This window comes from Domibacillus sp. (assembly GCF_031181085.1).
In the GTDB taxonomy this organism is placed as follows: Bacteria; Bacillota; Bacilli; order Bacillales; family Domibacillaceae; genus Domibacillus.
The window spans coordinates 288,893-304,978 of sequence record NZ_JAPSLE010000001.1 but is presented as its reverse complement, the minus strand read 5'-3'; the positions used below and the strand labels follow the sequence as shown (position 1 = coordinate 304,978).

The window sequence follows — 16,086 nt, the reverse complement described above, 5'->3', positions numbered from 1 at the left end:
TCGTTTTTCTTCATTCATGGTATCATAAACGTATAAATGAAATCTATAGGGTGAAAAAGAAACCCCGCCTTTGGCGCGAGGTTTCTACAGTCCATAAGATGTCAGCTCAATGGCTTCATTGGATTCTTTTACTTCAAAGAGAAACACTTTTTGAAACCAAATTTTATCTATATACGTTATACCGTCGATTTGGTCCAGAGCATGTTCATACAAAGGGTGCGGATGGTTATTTACATATACCTGGTTTCGGGCTGCATCGAACCGGTATACGTCCACTCCTTTTTTCATCCTCCATTGCTGCGGCGATACTTTTTGAACAGAAAATCCGAGAGCTTTGGCTGCGTCTTCAAGCGGAATATACAGCAGGCCATTTTTTGTTTTAACATGAAAAGATACTGGCTGATCCTCTACTGTAACAGGCCGTCCATCAAAAAAAACAAGAGGCAGAGACGGAGGGCGGCTGCTTTTGTTTTCTTTAAAGAAGTTTGTCTGCTCACCTTTTACTGCTGACAGCACCTGGTCAAGCTTAACGGTATTTACTTCTTTGCCTTTAAGCTGCAAAAGTGCTTTTTCCCATTTCTTTTCTTCTTGTTCAGTCAGTACGGCCGTAACTTGCTCCTTCATCTCGGCGGCTTTCATATACATCGGCTTTGCGTTATATAAAGACACAGCAAGGAATGACGTCATCCATTGTTCATCTGCCGGAAAAATAAAGTGTTTTTTAATATACGCATACACCGCATCTGTGTGGATGGTGTTTAAATCACTTTGCTGCCGGATAAACAGCAATCCGTCGAGCTGCTGCGGTTTAATATTAGAAGAGATCACAACGGTCTGCCTTGGAAGGTCTTCTGTAGAAAATGGCATGTCCACTAACCCTGCCGGAAGCTGCACGGTGTCTCGCGCAAAAATGGTTCCTGCTGAAAAATGAGTTTCTTTTAAACGTTCTTTTTGCCAGAAAAGCGGCGGCCTTTCTGCTTCCCCTTCAAAGGAATAAAAATCAATTTCTGAAAGCTGCTTGGCGGCTTTTTGCTCAATAGAGGATATCCATTGTCCACCTCTTTTTGTATGATCCGTTATGAGCAGCGTTGTTTTGGCTGGTGTCATTTCTTCAAACGCTGCCTGCCAATTGTTCAATAAAAAAGAACGCGGAGAAAGCGAAGCCGGAATCGTGTATTGAATCGAGACATTTTCACCTTTTACAGTAATGGTTCCCGACTGACTGCTCGTTATGCACCTATCTCCTTTTGAACAGGATACTTTTTCTGCATCGGCAGGCAGTCTCATTGTTAAATTCGTGCCTTCTGATACGGAAGCGAGCGTTTGCTTAATCGTAAAGCCGCTTTCTTTAACATCTATTTCAATCGTCTGGTTTGCGATTACTTTCTGGAAAGCGCTTGATCGTTTCTCATAGCCAATCCATTGAACTGTTAACAATACGCCGGAGACCGCTGTTAAAAGCAAAAGAAACACAAGGACTTTCTTCACACACAATTCACACTCCTTAAGAACTATGACCTATTTCTATCATATCAAAAAAATTTTTCGCTGACGATGAAATTTGTCAAAATCAAGTGAACATTGCTTATAATAAAGGAGATGAATGGAGGTATATAGATGATTCAACGATTTATTGAACTTGGTGAAGGATATTCAGATTTATATGAGCTTCTTGATATTGCGGAGCGCGCAGCCGGCCGGATTTCGCAATTTGTTGCCCTGCACTCTGCCGGCGGTACGTCATGTGCTGTTATTCTACACCCAACGGAGACAGGCAGTTTTCAGCCGATTTATGTATGCCGGGAAGGCATTCCCAACCCTTATCAAAAAGAAAATGAACGGTTTCGCATGTTTCAGCAGGCTGCAGCTTCAGCGGGCAAACCGCTCATTGAGCTAGAAGTCAAGCCTTCCTCCCAGTTTGCCGAAAAAACGTTGTACTACCAGTATTTAATCGGCATTTTACGCCTTAACCATTATCTTCGTCCGCTTTAAATAAAAGGTTTTGTTAAAGATGAATATCGATAATGACGACAAAAGGCAGAGAACCCAGTCTCCTTGGATTCCCTGCCTTTTGCTTTTTAGTTTCATCGTGTTTTCTAACGGCGAGACAATTGCTGTTCCGCCATTTGCACGAGGCGCTTCGTGATTTCACCGTTGACACGCGACGAGGCATCGGCCCCGGGCTGAACACCAAATTCAGAGGCGATTTCTTCCTTCAATTGGTCAATAGCTTGCTGGTCTCCAGGGCCCAACAGTCGATTGCCATTGCTGCTTGACACGATTCAATCACTCCCTCTTTTTTTGTTCGCCTTGCCTTACCAGTATGGGTCGCTTCTATCCTTCCCATCCTTGGTAACTTAACCAAATAAAAAAGCCTGTCTAAAGACAGGCTTCGGGCTGTTGACAAACGCCCGCTTTCTTACTTTGTCCACAATCTCAAGCCTGTTTAAAAACAGGCTTTTTTTACACACCAATTTTATAATCATATTCTTTTGCTTTATCGGGACGGGAGTTTTCGTAGTCCACCTTTAAAAACGGCTTTTCGGAAAAATCAACTTTCTTAACAAAAGAAAATCCCGTCAGCTTTTCCGCCAGTTCCGGCGCTTCTGCATGGTTGCAATAAAGAACCGCATACTTCATTTTTTTTGAGACGTAATGAATATTCCCGTATTTGCGTAATGATTTGGCTGGCTTCAATGAATGAAGCCATACAATCAATGCCTGCCTTTCTGTCAGCATGTCCACCCCCCGCTTTTTTACTTTTTATGCCGAACAGCCACAAGAACCGCCGCTTCCACAGCTTCCACATCCGCTCGAAAATATAGAGCCGGCTCCTGGCACCTTTACCTGCTCTGATACAGACCGGGCAACAAGCAGGCTCACTTCATCGAGCAGCTGCTGAAGTTCCGTTTCCGCCCGTCTAAAGGCTGCGACATGCTCATCCATATCCATTTCTCGTTTGGCTGTACGTGTTTCCATCATAATCCGCTTATAGTCCGGATGGTATCGCCCAAAACGCTGTACTTCTTCATATTGCTCTTTCAGACGGCTGAAAGCGGAAATTTTATGTTTAACGGATTCTTCCGTATAAAGTTTCTGGTAACATTCACGGTACTGCACGGCTTGCTCTGATTGAAGAATCATGTCTCCAAGTGCGTCTGCTGCATCGGCAATGTTAATAAGCTCCATTGTTGTTGCAATCATATGTGCACCTCCATCGGTTTATTCTACCACATATCGTTACTTTCCGGTGAAAATTTGTGTAAAATGCGTTCGGTAGGCACCGGTACCAAATGAAGTAAACGTATCGCTCAACAACAATTCCCGCTCATCCGGTGAATTGAGCCATGCTTCCATCGCAGCGGGTGCGTCCGGATAATTGGCATTAATCATTTCATCCGCTTGATCAAAAGACAAACCTGCTCTTGTTAAACGCTGCTTTAAATCTCCAAATCGAGGTGATTGATGCCCAAAATAGTCAGCTTCAAACATGTCCTGGCTGTGTGCCTTGGCTGCGCTGTTTAATTCAGGCGCCCAAACAAGTGCCGGCACACCTTCTTTGTCTCTGATGAAATGACTTATATCAGCCAGCTGCGCTTCACTTCCGCGCTCAATATGAACCCATGCCGACCTGCCCGGTGAAGGAACTTCCGGCAATACCCCTTCATACACAAGCTCATAAGGCTTCATTTTCAGCAAAACGTCCGATGTCATAAATCGGATACCCGATAAAATGCCAGTCTGCTGATCAATATAAAGCTGGGCGTAAAAATCGCCAACTGGAATAAGCGGCCTGATATTCAGCTCTTCTTCCGACAATTCAAAGCGATAATAGCTGTCATTTGCATGGGCTACGATCTCGGCTTCTGGATACCGGGAACGGAAAATTTCGCTGGCAGAGCGGCCGAGTAAGAAAGGAGACGTATTCATCTCTCCCTTTGCAAAAATCGTGACAACTTGGCTGTTTTGGACTCCCGCAAGCATATAGCTTTCAGACGTTTTATATACCCACCATGTATAGCCATAGGCAGATGGCTCTCTCCGAACCGGCTCTCCGTATTTTTTGACAAGCACTTCCTGTGACGCACCGATCAGGGTCCCCACGCCTTCTTTCGGCGCCGGTTCTACATCTGCCGGCAGGCGGGGGTCAACCTTTCCGCTGTTTACGGGAGGCAGTGAAGGCGGCTCCTCGCCCTTTTCATCTATTGCTTTGTCAGCATAAATGCCAATCAGCATGATAATTAAAAAAATGACCAAAATCTTAAAGACAGCTCGCAGACGATCATCTCCCTATCCAGTCCTTCTCTTTCTTTCATCAGTATATCATTCCCTTTCTATGTTTCAAAAACTTTCCTTGCCTGCATTGCATTTTGTTCACTTTTACTCCTTCACTCCATTGCGTGAAAGCGCATTTTCGACTATGATGAAAAGAAGAAATAAATGGATGATATAGCGGAAAGGGGTATGTGTATGAAATTTGAGAATACAGGCTTGGAAGGCATGCAAATTGACTTGAACCAGCTGACTCATATCATGGAACAGCACGGGATGGTTCTGGCAGGACAGTGGGATTATGAACGTGTCACCTATGACCGCAAATTTGAATTAAAAGAAGGTATATATTATTTACGTATCTTTGGTTTTGCCGCAAAAGGAGACGTGGGAGCTGAAGATGCCCTGATCGAGTTAATGGCGCCGCTTCTCGGCAAACACTATTATCCACACGGCGTAGAATATGGGGACAATGAATATTTTCCAGAGTCTCTTGTTCAAACCTGTGAAAAGCTGCTGACCGATATAAAAGGAGAAATCCTTTATTATGTATAAAAAAAGCTTTCCTCTTTTCAAAGAGGAAAGCTTTTTTAATGACCGCCTAAAATAGCTTTAAACATAGATGTAGTTGGACCGCCTGTATAAAAAACATACAAAAGCAAATATACCGCTACACCGGTAATCGCGGTGAAAAACCAAATAACACTCGTCACAGGCCCTATTTTCCGATGAAGGACCCATTTACTTTTCAAGCCGCTGGCAATAGAGACGATGCCAAAAACAGCTCCTGTTGTGGCCAGAAAAATATGAAAAACCAAAAAAATCGTATAATAAATTTTAATGTTGTCTGGACCGCCAAATGCCGTATTGCCAATAAACAGCGTGCGGCTTACGTAAATGGTAAAAAACGTAAGAGCAAAAAGCCCTGCTAAAAGCATCGTTTTTTTATGTTTCTCTATTTTTCTCTGTTTGATTTGTGCCCAGCCGATCGCTACGAAAACAGCGCTCAAAACGATAAAAAACGTACTGATCGTCGGCAAAATTGGTAATGACATTTTTCTTCCTCACTTCCATTATGTAAAACAAAAGAAATGGCAGACCATTTCTTTTAATAGATTACATTGTTTTATTGTGCCGGGCAAGTGCGGCCTCTGTTAGTCTGTCCGCCTCTTTTTCTTCTTTTCTCACCCATTCAAAAAAGACCTGGGCCAGAACAACACCAAATACAATTTCCTGTACAACTTTCATGACAATGCCGCCGGTTTTTTGGTCTTCAACAACCGCCATGTTAGAAAATAGTTCCGGTCCGCTTAACTGCAAGTTGGATAACGTGGAGGAAGGCACACAAAGCTCCATCGCTTTAAGCCATGCAGTTCCATCAGAGTAAGTGGCATAAAGCGGTGCGGATGCAAAAATAATCAGCGCGCAGGCAGGCGTAAGCAATATGCCATTCGCAAAAATGCAGCCGACTTTTTTTAATCCATCCAGCCCTTTTTCTCCCGGCTGCTCATTCACAAGCGGCCACCACATGCAAACCGCAAAGAAAAACAACATAACCGTATATAAACTGTGAAATACTTCGTTCATCTTAACAAAATCAAAAATGAGCGGAATGTGGTAAAAAGAAAACAAGCCGTTAAATAAAATAAGTGCAAGCAGCGGCCGCGATGAAAATGAAAAAAGCGGTTTTACTATAGGAAGAGTCATAACAGGCCGCCATATCCACCAAGGAATCGCTTTAATAAAAAGAGGCGGCACGACAAGATAAAGCACAGCCATTTGCAGCATATGGTAGGTCATCATAATATGCCCAAGCAGATCAAGCGGCGAGCCTTTGATGGTATACAAAATGATCACCGCGCTTACAAACAGCAGCGCTTGGCGCTTTGTGAGCGGTTCACTGTTTTGAAAATTCCGGCACCCTTTCGTTGTCACCCAAAAGAACAGCATGGTTATAACCAACAGTATAGCCAGAAAATAGGGGCTCCAAAGAGCGGAAAAACCAAATATACGGATCGGCATCTTTCCCACCTCATTTGTATTTCACTGCTTCTCTATATTATATCGTTCGCCCACATACTTGACAACGACAGCAAATGACAAGTTCTTGACAAAAAAGAGTGCTTCCCGGCAATGTCGGGGAGCACTTTTTTCTCAGAGCCAAATAATCGTTAAAAAAGCAAGAATCGTCACAAATGCTACCACGATGCCTGAGTACATAAATAACTGCGGCGCTTCATGGCCTTTGTGACTCATATGCATAAAATAGTACAGCTGAAAGATGACCTGTACAACCGCTAGAAGCAATACGAATGGAACAACAAACCATTTAGAAAAACCCGCTCCCACTGCAGCAAAAGCAATGACGGTAAAAAAGATCATCATCGTAAACGTAATAACCTGCATTCTCATTTCTTCTGCATTCTTTTTACGGCGATATTCATACGTAACTTTAGGATCTCCTGACTTTGGGTGTAAATTCGCCATTCGCTATCCCACCATTCCCATTAAGTATACAACCGTAAAGATAAACACCCATACTACATCGATAAAATGCCAGTAAAGACTTGCTAAATAAAATTTAGGTGCATTGTACAGATTAAGACCACGTTTTGCATTTCGAACCATCAACGCAATAATCCAGGAAAGACCGAAGACGACGTGTCCTCCGTGAAAACCAACAAGCGTATAAAAAGCAGATCCAAATGCGCTGCTTGTAAATTTGTGTTCAAACTCATGATAGTAATGATAAAATTCATAAATTTCACATGCAAGAAAGCCCAAGCCAAGCACAACGGTTATAAACAGCCATTGCTGCATTTTTTTAAAGCTGTAGTTTTTCATATGATAGATCGCAAAAACCGATGTTAAAGAGCTGGTTAAAAGCAGCATTGTCATAAAAAAAACGAGCGGCAATTCAAACAGGTCACTTGCTTTGGCATGCGTATCGCTTGGTACACTATCTTTCAGAGCTAAATACGTTGCAAATAACGAAGCAAATAAAACGGTCTCGCCTCCCAGGAAAAACCAAAAGCCAAGAAACTTATTTTTCCCTTCAAGCGTTGCCTGCTCAGGCGATTCGGGCCACGTCTGCGGAGTGAATTTTTGTTCAGCTGCCATTACCGTGTTCCTCCTTCTGCCTCATCCAGCAAGTCTTCTTTATGAATATGGTAGCCGTGATCATCTTTAACGGAGCGGTACAGCATCGCGCCAAATGTGATCAGCATACCGATAATCAGCACAGGAATGGCCCAGTCCTTACCTTCATCAGCATGATACATGGCGCCAAATGCAGCGATAAACAGCCCAAGGGAAATCACAAACGGCACAAACGAATTGTTTGGCATGTGAATGTCACCAATTGGTTCAGCTGGTGTCATATCCGTTTTTCCTTCCATCTTTTCGATCCAAAAAGCATCCAGTCCGCGAACGAGCGGAAGCTGCTTGAAATTATAGAAAGGAGTCGGAGATGGAATCGCCCATTCAAGTGTACGGCCATCTTTCCATGGGTCTCTGCCTACCTGTATATTGTTTTTCTGCGTAATGACGATATTCACAAGCAGGACGAGAATGCCAAGAGCCATCAAACCAGCACCGATCGAACTGATTAAGTTCCCTGTCTCGAGTCCCTGCCCTTCAAGGAATGTCCATACACGGCGCGGCATTCCCATCAATCCAAGAAAATGCTGAATAAAGAAGGTTAAATGGAAGCCGACTAAAAACAGCACAAACGTAATTTTGCCCAGCTTTTCGCTAAGCATCGTGCCAAACATAAGCGGCCAATAAAAGTGGGCGCCTCCAAGCAGTCCGAGAACGATTCCCCCTACGATTACATAGTGGAAATGCGCAACAATAAAGTAGCTGTCATGGAACTGGTAGTCAGCTGGCGCAGCAGCCTGCATCACTCCCGTTACGCCGCCCATCACGAAAGAAGGAATAAACGCAACTGCGTACAGCATTGGCACAGTGAATTTAATGCTTCCTCCCCAAATCGTTAAAATCCAGTTGAAAATCTTAATGCCCGTCGGAACGGCAATAGCCATTGTAGCAACGGCGAAAATCGCATTGGCAACAGGACCAAGCCCGGTTGTAAACATGTGGTGTGCCCATACCATAAATCCAAGAAAGCCAATCAGCACCGTAGCAAATACCATGGATGAGTAGCCAAATAAGCGCTTTCTCGCAAAAGTCGGGAATATTTCCGAGAAAAGGCCAAAAGCCGGCAGGACAAGAATGTATACTTCCGGGTGGCCGAAAATCCAGAAAAAGTGCTCCCAGATAATAGTGTTCCCGCCCATTGCTACATCAAAAAACCCTGAGCCAAACATCCGGTCAAAAATGAGCATAAACAATCCAACGGTAAGCGGAGGAAATGCAAACAAAATCAGAGCGGACGCTACAAATGTTGTCCATGTAAAAAGCGGCATTCTCATATACGTCATTCCCGGTGCACGCATGTTGATAATCGTTACTAAAAAGTTAATGCCGCCCATCAGTGTGCCAAAGCCGGAAATTTGAAGCCCAAGAGCATAAAAGTCAATGCCATGCCCTTCGGAAGCAAGTGAAAGTGAGGCGTAGGACGTCCAGCCTGCATCAGGGGCTCCGCCCAGGAACCAAGAAAGATTTAAAAACAGTCCGCCGAAAAAAAACAGCCAAAAACCAAGTGCATTTACAAAAGGAAAAGCTACATCGCGTGCGCCGATTTGAAGCGGCATCACAGCGTTCATAAAAGCGAATAAAAGCGGCATAGCAGCCAGGAAAATCATGGTAGTACCGTGCATGGTAATAATTTCGTTAAACAAACCGGCACTGACAAAGTCATTATTCGGCACAGCCAGCTGAATGCGGATCATCATCGCTTCGATACCGCCGACAATAAAGAAAAAGCCGCCGGCAAGCAAATACAAAATAGCGATTTTCTTGTGGTCCACTGTCGTTAAGTATTCCCAAACTGTGCTGGTAAATCCCCGTTTTTGTGTATGTGTAATGCTACTCAACGGTTTTACCTCCTTTACCCTGATTCTATATATTTATTCTACTTTAAGGCTCATCAAGTACGCAGCAAGCTGATCTGTTTCCTGATCAGACAATTCTCCATACGTGCCTGTCATTTTATTGCCTGGTTTGTACTCTTCCGGATTTGAAATCCAATTCTTCAATTCTTCTTCGTTATGCTCAAGAATACCTGCTATTCTTTCACGTTCTCCAAATCCTGCAAGGTTTGGCGCGGTGCGGGCTGCTTCGGGACGTGCATCAGCCGTTGTAACAGCATGACAGCTCAAACACTTTTGATTGAATATTTCCTGCCCTGCAGCTGCAGCTGGATCCTCTGGTTTTGCTTCTGCTGCTTTCGCGTCGATTGCCTGCATCGCTGTTACCCACTGGTCAAATTCCTGTTTTGGAAGCGCATGCACTTTAAAGTCCATTAAAGCATGGGAAGGGCCGCAAAGCTCTGCACATTTCCCATAAAATAGATTGTCTGCTTCTTCTGCCTTTTCACCATCAAACTCAAGCCAGATTTGATTAACGTTCTCTACATTTGTGTCTATTTTCCCGCCGGCCGCTGGAATCCAAAAAGAGTGTTTTACATCAGATGCTTTTACGTTAAAGTACACCTTCTGGTCTGTCGGAACAACGAGCTCCTGGCTTGTAATAATTTTTTGGTTCGGATATTCAAATTCCCACCAATACAAATTGGCCCGTACGTTTACAACCATGGCATCTGTTGTACCGTCTTCCTTTTTCTTATCCATTGCTTTTGTGTCAGCTAAATCAAATGTAGCCAAAACTGTTGGAATTGCTAAAATAATCAGTAAAATGATCGGAATAATTGTCCATATCATTTCGAGTACATGGCTTCCTTCCACTTGCTTTGGAATAGCCGGGTCATCTTTTTTGCGGCGGAACTTCAAAACCGCAATGGCAAATAAAACAGAGACAACGATGACCACGCCGACCATGATCCATGTGCTGAGCAACATGAGATCATAGGCGGTTTGGCCTGCTTCACCAGCAGGAGTCAACGTTGAAAGAAATGGTTCGCCGCAGCCGGACAGAAAGAGCACCGTCAGGCTGGTAAACGTAAAAAGACGCCAATTTGTCAGCTTCCTTTTCATAGCGTATTACAACCCCTCTTTCGTTTGAAATGTTTACTAAAACAGTGCATATATATGGATTTCTTAAAAGAAGAATTCCCTGTTTAAATAACGGTAACGATAACCATCGCAACGAAAATAATGGTTAAATACTGCAATGAATAAATAAACATATACCTTGCCCATCTCAAATCATCTTTTGCTTTAAAGCCTGCTGCTGCCAGGGCAACCCAGCCCACGTTTAGCAAGGCAGCCAGAACGATAAACGCCGTGCCAAGTTCTGTCATGAAAAACGGCAGCGGCAAGAGAAGCAGCGTCCAAACAAACATATGGCGCTTTGTAACGGCAAATCCTTTTACAGTGGGAAGCATCGGAATTCCTGCTCTTCCATATTCATCAGCACGCTTCATCGCCAATGCGTAAAAGTGCGGCGGCTGCCAGATAAACATAATTAAAAACAGCATCCAAGCCAGCATATCCAGTGTTGGGTCCACAGCAGCCCAACCGATAAGAGGCGGCACAGCACCTGAGATGCTGCCAACGATTGTATTGCTTACATGACGGCGCTTTGACCACATTGTGTAAATCACTACGTAGCTGATGATCCCAATGACTCCGATCACCCCTGCTGTAAAGGTCGTCATAAATAAAAGCGCTGATCCGACAATGACAAGCGCAAGTCCTATAGTTAGTACTTTTGGATAGCTGATTTTTCCGGTAACTGTCGGCCTTGTTTTTGTACGCTCCATTAAAGGATCTATGTCCCGGTCAATATAGTTGTTCAAACTTGCTGAGCCCGCGATGATAAGGGCGGAACCAATGAGTGTTAAAGCAATGGTATCCAGGTTGGCTAAAAACCGGATATCGTTTAAAATAAAAGCCAGCCACATACCTGTAAAAACAGTTATTAAATTGGAGTTAACGATGCCGATCTTAATCAAGGCCATAAAATCTTTTACAGCCGTTGTTTCCGGCACACTTGTTTTATCTAATGCTGTACTGCGCAACACTATTCCCCCCCTTTCTTTAAACACACTATCTTAATCTTACTATAAAGGATATAGCTGCGCTTTTCTACACAATTTAAAAACATTTCAAGCAAATAGACGCTCTCTTCCATATTAAATCATATTCACCGTTTTTATGTGAACGGCTGATGAACGATTTATGTCGAATTTGTGTCTCGTAAAAACGATTTGTTTCCAGTGATTCTTTTTTGTAAGATAATAGAATAAATATGGGAATCGACAAAAATGAAATGGCTTTCTTTCCCGTATATAAAAGGTTAGATATAGATAGATAGAGAGAAGAAGGTGAGCATGTTGAACGGCTGGCTTAAATGGCTTGGAGTTGTGACCACATTGGTTATGCTTGCAGTTTTAATTGGCGGTGCACTTGTGACAAAAACGGATTCCGGGCTTGGCTGTGGTAACGACTGGCCGCTTTGCCATGGACAGGTTATTCCCGAAAATATTCAGGCAGAAACCATTATTGAGCTTTCCCATCGTGCTGTTTCTGGTGCAGCCGGACTTCTTGTTTTAGCGCTGTCTGTTTTTTCCTGGCGCTGTATCGGCCATAAGCGGGAAACAAAATTCCTCTCTGCTCTAGCTTTTTTGTTTCTGCTTGTCCAGGCATTAATTGGAGCGGCGGCTGTTTTGTGGGGGCAAAACGACTTTGTGCTCGCTCTTCATTTTGGCATCTCTCTTATTTCGTTTTCTGCCGTTTTATTGCTAACCCTGCTTATTTTTGAAGTGGATCAGCGATTTGATGCTTCCTCCATCGTGATTGACAGCCGAATGAAATGGCATACTGTCGGCGTTACCCTGTACAGCTATATCGTTGTATATACGGGGGCGCTCGTCCGCCATACAAAATCCAGCATGGTATGCGGGTCCTGGCCGCTGTGCGGAAATGATGAAATACTGCCTTCAAATTTGTACCAGTGGATTCAAATGAGTCATCGGGCGGCAGCCGGCTTGATTTTCATCTGGATTGCTTATATCGCTTACCTTGCCCTTAAATACTATAAGCACCAGCGTGTTTTATATTACGGATGGCTGATTGCTTTCATTCTTGTTTCACTGCAGGCAATTGCAGGCGCGTTTATTATTTGGACCCACTTAAATCTGTATATCGCTCTCGCCCACGCTTTATTTGTATCCTGCTTGTTTGGACTGTTGTGTTACTTTATTCTGCTCGTCTCCCGAAGCAGAATCAATACTTAACAAAAAAGCACCGCCTCTTTTGAGACCGGTGCTTTTTGTTTTCTATTTTATTTTTCAAGTTCTACCAGGAGATCGCCCGTAGAAATGGCTTCGCCGTTTTGTACATGGACAGCTTTAACAGTTCCATCAAATGGTGCCTGTACCGTTGTCTCCATTTTCATCGCTTCGGTAATCATAAGATGATCCCCTCGCTTCACTTTATCGCCTTTTTCAAGAATGACTTTAATGACCGTACCCGGCATTGTGGCCGCAATATGACCCTCATTTTTCGGATCAGCTTTCACTTTCGCATTGACGGCTGATTTGATGCTTTCATCTTTAATCACCACATCACGCGGCTGGCCATTCAGTTCGAAGCTTAAAATGCGTGTTCCATCCGCCTGCGGGTGACCGATCGAAACGAGTTTCACAATGAGTGTTTTTCCTGTTTCAATCTCGATTTCTTTTTCTTCACCGAGACGCATGCCGTACAGGAACGTCGGTGTATCGAGAACCGAAATATCGCCATACTGTGCTTTTACTTTTGCATAATCTGTAAACACTTTTGGATACAGGGCATACGCAATCACATCATGATCCGTTGGTTCTTCCCCGATTTCCTGCTCCAGCTCTTTGCGAAGGGCATCGAAATCAACGTCTTCCAAAAGTTCACCCGGACGTACGGTGATCGGTGATCTTCCTTTTAAGATGACTTTCTGCAGCTGCTCTGGGAAGCCGCCAACCGGCTGGCCAAGATAGCCTTCAAACAGTTCAATCACAGAGTCAGGGAAATCAATTTTGTCGCCGCGAAGCAGCACTTCTTCCTCCGTTAGGTCATTCTGCACCATAAAGAGAGCCATATCCCCGACTACTTTAGAAGACGGCGTTACCTTGACAATATCACCAAACATCAGGTTCACGCGGCGGTACATATCTTTTACTTCATCCCAGCGGTCGCCAAGGCCGACGCCTTTCGCCTGCTGCTGAAGGTTCGAATACTGGCCGCCTGGCATTTCATGCTCGTAAATTTCTGTATGCGGCGCAAGCATGCCGCTTTCAAACGGCGCATAAAACTTGCGGACATCTTCCCAGTAGTAAGAAACCTTTTCAAGCGCATCGATGCTGACAGATGGAGCCCGGTCTGTTCCTTCAAGTGCATAATGAAGCGTATTAGCGCTTGGCTGTGATGTAAGCCCCGCCATTGTGCTGAGAGCCGTATCAACGATATCCACACCCGCTTCAATCGCTTTCGTGTACATCAGCACACCGTTGCCGCTAGTATCGTGCGTATGCAGGTGAACCGGAATATCAACCGCTTCTTTCAATTCGGAAATCAGGCGGTAGGCAGCCTGCGGCTTCAAAAGGCCGGCCATATCTTTAATACCCAGAATATGGGCACCCTGTGCTTCCAGCTCTTTCGCCATGTTTTTGTAGTATTCTACATTGTATTTCGCACGGGATGGATCATCGATATCGCCTGTATAGCAAATCGTCGCTTCGGCAATTTTACCGGACTGGCGGACTGCATCGATGGCAACCTCCATGCCTTTCACCCAGTTTAAGCTGTCGAAAATACGGAATACGTCAATGCCAGAATCGGCAGACTGCTGGACAAACTCTTTAATGACGTTGTCCGGATAGTTTTTGTAGCCAACCGCATTCGATGCGCGAAGCAGCATTTGGAAGAGAATGTTCGGTACCTGCTTGCGAAGCGTTTCAAGACGCTTCCAAGGATCTTCTTTCAGGAAGCGATACGCCACATCAAACGTCGCTCCTCCCCACATTTCCATTGAGAACAATTCTGGAAGAAGGCGGGCCGTTGCCGGTGCGATATGAGTCAGATCCGTTGTGCGGATACGTGTTGCAAGCAGTGACTGATGGGCATCGCGCATTGTCGTATCTGTTAATAGCACTTCTTTTTGTTCTTTTACCCAGTTTACAAGACCGTCTGCTCCCTGCTCGTCCAGGATCTGCTTCGTTCCGTGTGCCGGTTTTTCGGACAGTTTGACTTTCGGGATGCGCGGCGTGTCAAAGACAGGCTTTTTCTTCTGTTCCACACCTGGGAATCCATTCACTGTGACGGTGCCGATATAATTGAGCATTTTTGTTCCGCGGTCTTTTCGTTTCGGGAATACAAACAGCTCAGGTGATTTGTCAATAAAAGACGTATCATAGTTGCCTGAAATAAAATCCTCATGGCGCATAACGTTTTCCAAAAACGGAATATTTGTTTTAATTCCGCGGATCCGGAATTCCTGCAGGTTCCGCAGCATCTTAGATGCGGCCTGTTCAAAAGTCATCGCAAACGTCGATACTTTTACAAGCAGTGAATCATAGTATGGCGTGATTACCGCACCCTGGAAGCTGTTACCGGCATCCAGGCGGACACCGTAGCCGCCGCCGGAACGGTAAGCCATGATACGGCCCGTATCCGGCATAAAGCCGTTTTCAGGATCTTCTGTTGTAACACGTGACTGAATGGCATACCCCATAGTGCGAATGTCTTTCTGCTCAGGAATGCCGACCTTGTCGCTGTGCAGTCCGTGGCCTTCTGCTACGAGGATCTGCGTCTGCACGATATCGATTCCTGTAATCAGCTCCGTAATCGTATGTTCAACCTGAATGCGCGGGTTAACTTCGATAAAGTAAAAGTCTTCACCTGCGGTTAAGAACTCCACGGTTCCCGCGTTCAAGTAGTCCACCTTTTCCATCAGCTTCACAGCTGCTTCACAGATACGGTCACGCAGGTCTTCTGAAATCGAAACGGCTGGTGCTACCTCTACTACTTTTTGGTGACGGCGCTGAACCGAACAGTCACGCTCATACAAATGAACGACATTTCCTTCATGGTCGCCGATAATTTGCACTTCAATGTGCTTTGGATTTTGAACAAATTTTTCTACATACACTTCGTCATTACCAAAGGCTGCTTTGGCTTCAGACTTCGCACGGTCGTATGCTTCACGCACTTCTCCGAGGTTTTGAACAATCCGCATGCCGCGGCCGCCGCCGCCAAGAGCCGCTTTGATGATAATAGGGAAGCCGTAATTTTTCCCGAATTCAATGACTTCATCTAAGCTGCCAACCGGTCCATCAGTGCCTGGAATAACCGGAATTTCTGCGTTGATCGCCTGTGTGCGTGCTTTTACTTTATCGCCAAACATATCAAGGTGAGCGGATTTTGGTCCAATAAAGATAATACCTTCCTCTTCACAACGTTTCGCAAATTCGATATTTTCAGATAAAAATCCGTAGCCGGGATGAATGGCATCAACCTCTGCCTGCTTGGCAATTTCAATAATCCCCTCGATATCAAGATAAGCATCAATTGGTTTTTTTCCTTCTCCTACCAAGTATGCTTCGTCGGCCTTATAGCGATGATATGAACCTGAATCTTCCTTCGAGTAAACAGCTACTGTCCGGATATGTAGTTCTGTGCAGGCGCGGAATACGCGGATGGCAATTTCTCCCCTGTTTGCCACCAGCACTTTGCTGATTTTTTTCATCTTCATCTC

Annotated in this window: 16 protein-coding genes; 3 read left to right on the top strand and 13 right to left on the bottom strand. The window is 44.6% G+C overall.

The window, feature by feature from the left end:
- Nucleotides 1-84 precede the first annotated feature (84 nt).
- The gene (locus tag RIN81_RS01720; RefSeq protein WP_309087009.1) at nt 85-1,488 is read right to left on the bottom strand and encodes a stalk domain-containing protein; all 1,404 of its coding nucleotides are present in this window, start codon (nt 1,486-1,488) and stop codon (nt 85-87) included.
- A gap of 129 nt (nt 1,489-1,617) precedes the next feature.
- Here RIN81_RS01720 and RIN81_RS01715 point away from each other — a divergent pair, with 129 nt between their 5' ends.
- Nucleotides 1,618-1,992, top strand: coding sequence for a DUF7147 family protein (locus RIN81_RS01715; protein ID WP_309087008.1), 375 nt, complete (start codon nt 1,618-1,620; stop codon nt 1,990-1,992).
- Between the two features lie 104 nt (nt 1,993-2,096).
- Here the strand turns inward: RIN81_RS01715 and RIN81_RS01710 are convergent, their stop codons facing one another.
- From RIN81_RS01710 to RIN81_RS01695, 4 genes are all read right to left on the bottom strand, one after another.
- A complete protein-coding gene (locus RIN81_RS01710) occupies nt 2,097-2,279 on the bottom strand; it encodes an alpha/beta-type small acid-soluble spore protein (protein ID WP_375164474.1) in 183 nt (60 codons plus the stop codon).
- Between the two features lie 184 nt (nt 2,280-2,463).
- A complete protein-coding gene (locus RIN81_RS01705) occupies nt 2,464-2,739 on the bottom strand; it encodes a YlbG family protein (RefSeq protein ID WP_309087007.1) in 276 nt (91 codons plus the stop codon).
- 24 nt (nt 2,740-2,763) lie between these two features.
- Nucleotides 2,764-3,204 carry a YlbF/YmcA family competence regulator gene (locus RIN81_RS01700; RefSeq protein ID WP_309087006.1) on the bottom strand — a complete coding sequence of 147 codons (441 nt, stop codon included), beginning with the start codon at nt 3,202-3,204 and terminating at the stop codon, nt 2,764-2,766.
- A gap of 36 nt (nt 3,205-3,240) precedes the next feature.
- Nucleotides 3,241-4,257 carry a CAP domain-containing protein gene (locus RIN81_RS01695; protein ID WP_309087005.1) on the bottom strand — a complete coding sequence of 339 codons (1,017 nt, stop codon included), beginning with the start codon at nt 4,255-4,257 and terminating at the stop codon, nt 3,241-3,243.
- Between the two features lie 213 nt (nt 4,258-4,470).
- Here RIN81_RS01695 and RIN81_RS01690 point away from each other — a divergent pair, with 213 nt between their 5' ends.
- Nucleotides 4,471-4,827, top strand: a complete 357-nt coding sequence (locus RIN81_RS01690; RefSeq protein WP_251270350.1) for a YugN family protein — start codon at nt 4,471-4,473, stop codon at nt 4,825-4,827.
- A 35-nt stretch (nt 4,828-4,862) separates the two neighbouring features.
- Here the strand turns inward: RIN81_RS01690 and RIN81_RS01685 are convergent, their stop codons facing one another.
- The 7 genes from RIN81_RS01685 to cyoE form a co-directional block, all read right to left on the bottom strand.
- Nucleotides 4,863-5,327, bottom strand: coding sequence for a DUF420 domain-containing protein (locus RIN81_RS01685; protein WP_309087004.1), 465 nt, complete (start codon nt 5,325-5,327; stop codon nt 4,863-4,865).
- Between the two features lie 61 nt (nt 5,328-5,388).
- Nucleotides 5,389-6,294 carry a cytochrome c oxidase assembly factor CtaG gene (ctaG, locus tag RIN81_RS01680; protein ID WP_309087003.1) on the bottom strand — a complete coding sequence of 302 codons (906 nt, stop codon included), beginning with the start codon at nt 6,292-6,294 and terminating at the stop codon, nt 5,389-5,391.
- A gap of 132 nt (nt 6,295-6,426) precedes the next feature.
- Nucleotides 6,427-6,759 carry a cytochrome c oxidase subunit IVB gene (gene ctaF / locus RIN81_RS01675; RefSeq protein WP_242232150.1) on the bottom strand — a complete coding sequence of 111 codons (333 nt, stop codon included), beginning with the start codon at nt 6,757-6,759 and terminating at the stop codon, nt 6,427-6,429.
- Nucleotides 6,760-6,762: 3 nt separating this feature from the next.
- Nucleotides 6,763-7,392 (bottom strand): cytochrome (ubi)quinol oxidase subunit III, encoded by a 630-nt coding sequence (locus RIN81_RS01670; protein ID WP_309087002.1) that lies wholly within the window; start codon nt 7,390-7,392, stop codon nt 6,763-6,765.
- Complete coding sequence (locus tag RIN81_RS01665) at nt 7,392-9,269, bottom strand: cbb3-type cytochrome c oxidase subunit I (RefSeq protein WP_309087001.1); 1,878 nt, start codon at nt 9,267-9,269, stop codon at nt 7,392-7,394. The genes RIN81_RS01670 and RIN81_RS01665 overlap by 1 nt, the downstream gene beginning before the upstream one ends.
- A 33-nt stretch (nt 9,270-9,302) precedes the next feature.
- Nucleotides 9,303-10,388 (bottom strand): cytochrome c oxidase subunit II, encoded by a 1,086-nt coding sequence (coxB, locus tag RIN81_RS01660; protein ID WP_309087000.1) that lies wholly within the window; start codon nt 10,386-10,388, stop codon nt 9,303-9,305.
- Between the two features lie 83 nt (nt 10,389-10,471).
- The gene (cyoE, locus tag RIN81_RS01655) at nt 10,472-11,314 is read right to left on the bottom strand and encodes a heme o synthase (RefSeq protein ID WP_375164486.1); all 843 of its coding nucleotides are present in this window, start codon (nt 11,312-11,314) and stop codon (nt 10,472-10,474) included.
- Nucleotides 11,315-11,686: 372 nt separating this feature from the next.
- Between cyoE and RIN81_RS01650 the strand changes: the two genes are divergently transcribed.
- Nucleotides 11,687-12,592, top strand: coding sequence for a COX15/CtaA family protein (locus RIN81_RS01650; RefSeq protein ID WP_375164473.1), 906 nt, complete (start codon nt 11,687-11,689; stop codon nt 12,590-12,592).
- A 47-nt stretch (nt 12,593-12,639) separates the two neighbouring features.
- Here RIN81_RS01650 and pyc read toward each other — a convergent pair whose 3' ends face one another.
- The gene (gene pyc / locus RIN81_RS01645) at nt 12,640-16,077 is read right to left on the bottom strand and encodes a pyruvate carboxylase (protein ID WP_309086998.1); all 3,438 of its coding nucleotides are present in this window, start codon (nt 16,075-16,077) and stop codon (nt 12,640-12,642) included.
- Nucleotides 16,078-16,086: the final 9 nt, after the last annotated feature.

Bases quoted from the DNA above. Each gene is read 5' to 3' on its own strand.
- RIN81_RS01715 (WP_309087008.1), top strand. From the start codon at position 1,618: ATGATTCAACGATTTATTGAACTTGGTGAAGGATATTCAGATTTATAT.
- RIN81_RS01705 (WP_309087007.1), bottom strand. From the start codon at position 2,739: ATGCTGACAGAAAGGCAGGCATTGATTGTATGGCTTCATTCATTGAAG.
- RIN81_RS01700 (WP_309087006.1), bottom strand. From the start codon at position 3,204: ATGATTGCAACAACAATGGAGCTTATTAACATTGCCGATGCAGCAGAC.
- RIN81_RS01690 (WP_251270350.1), top strand. From the start codon at position 4,471: ATGAAATTTGAGAATACAGGCTTGGAAGGCATGCAAATTGACTTGAAC.
- RIN81_RS01685 (WP_309087004.1), bottom strand. From the start codon at position 5,327: ATGTCATTACCAATTTTGCCGACGATCAGTACGTTTTTTATCGTTTTG.
- ctaG (WP_309087003.1), bottom strand. From the start codon at position 6,294: ATGCCGATCCGTATATTTGGTTTTTCCGCTCTTTGGAGCCCCTATTTT.
- ctaF (WP_242232150.1), bottom strand. From the start codon at position 6,759: ATGGCGAATTTACACCCAAAGTCAGGAGATCCTAAAGTTACGTATGAA.
- RIN81_RS01670 (WP_309087002.1), bottom strand. From the start codon at position 7,392: ATGGCAGCTGAACAAAAATTCACTCCGCAGACGTGGCCCGAATCGCCT.
- coxB (WP_309087000.1), bottom strand. From the start codon at position 10,388: ATGAAAAGGAAGCTGACAAATTGGCGTCTTTTTACGTTTACCAGCCTG.
- cyoE (WP_375164486.1), bottom strand. From the start codon at position 11,314: ATGGCCTTGATTAAGATCGGCATCGTTAACTCCAATTTAATAACTGTT.
- RIN81_RS01650 (WP_375164473.1), top strand. From the start codon at position 11,687: ATGTTGAACGGCTGGCTTAAATGGCTTGGAGTTGTGACCACATTGGTT.
- pyc (WP_309086998.1), bottom strand. From the start codon at position 16,077: ATGAAAAAAATCAGCAAAGTGCTGGTGGCAAACAGGGGAGAAATTGCC.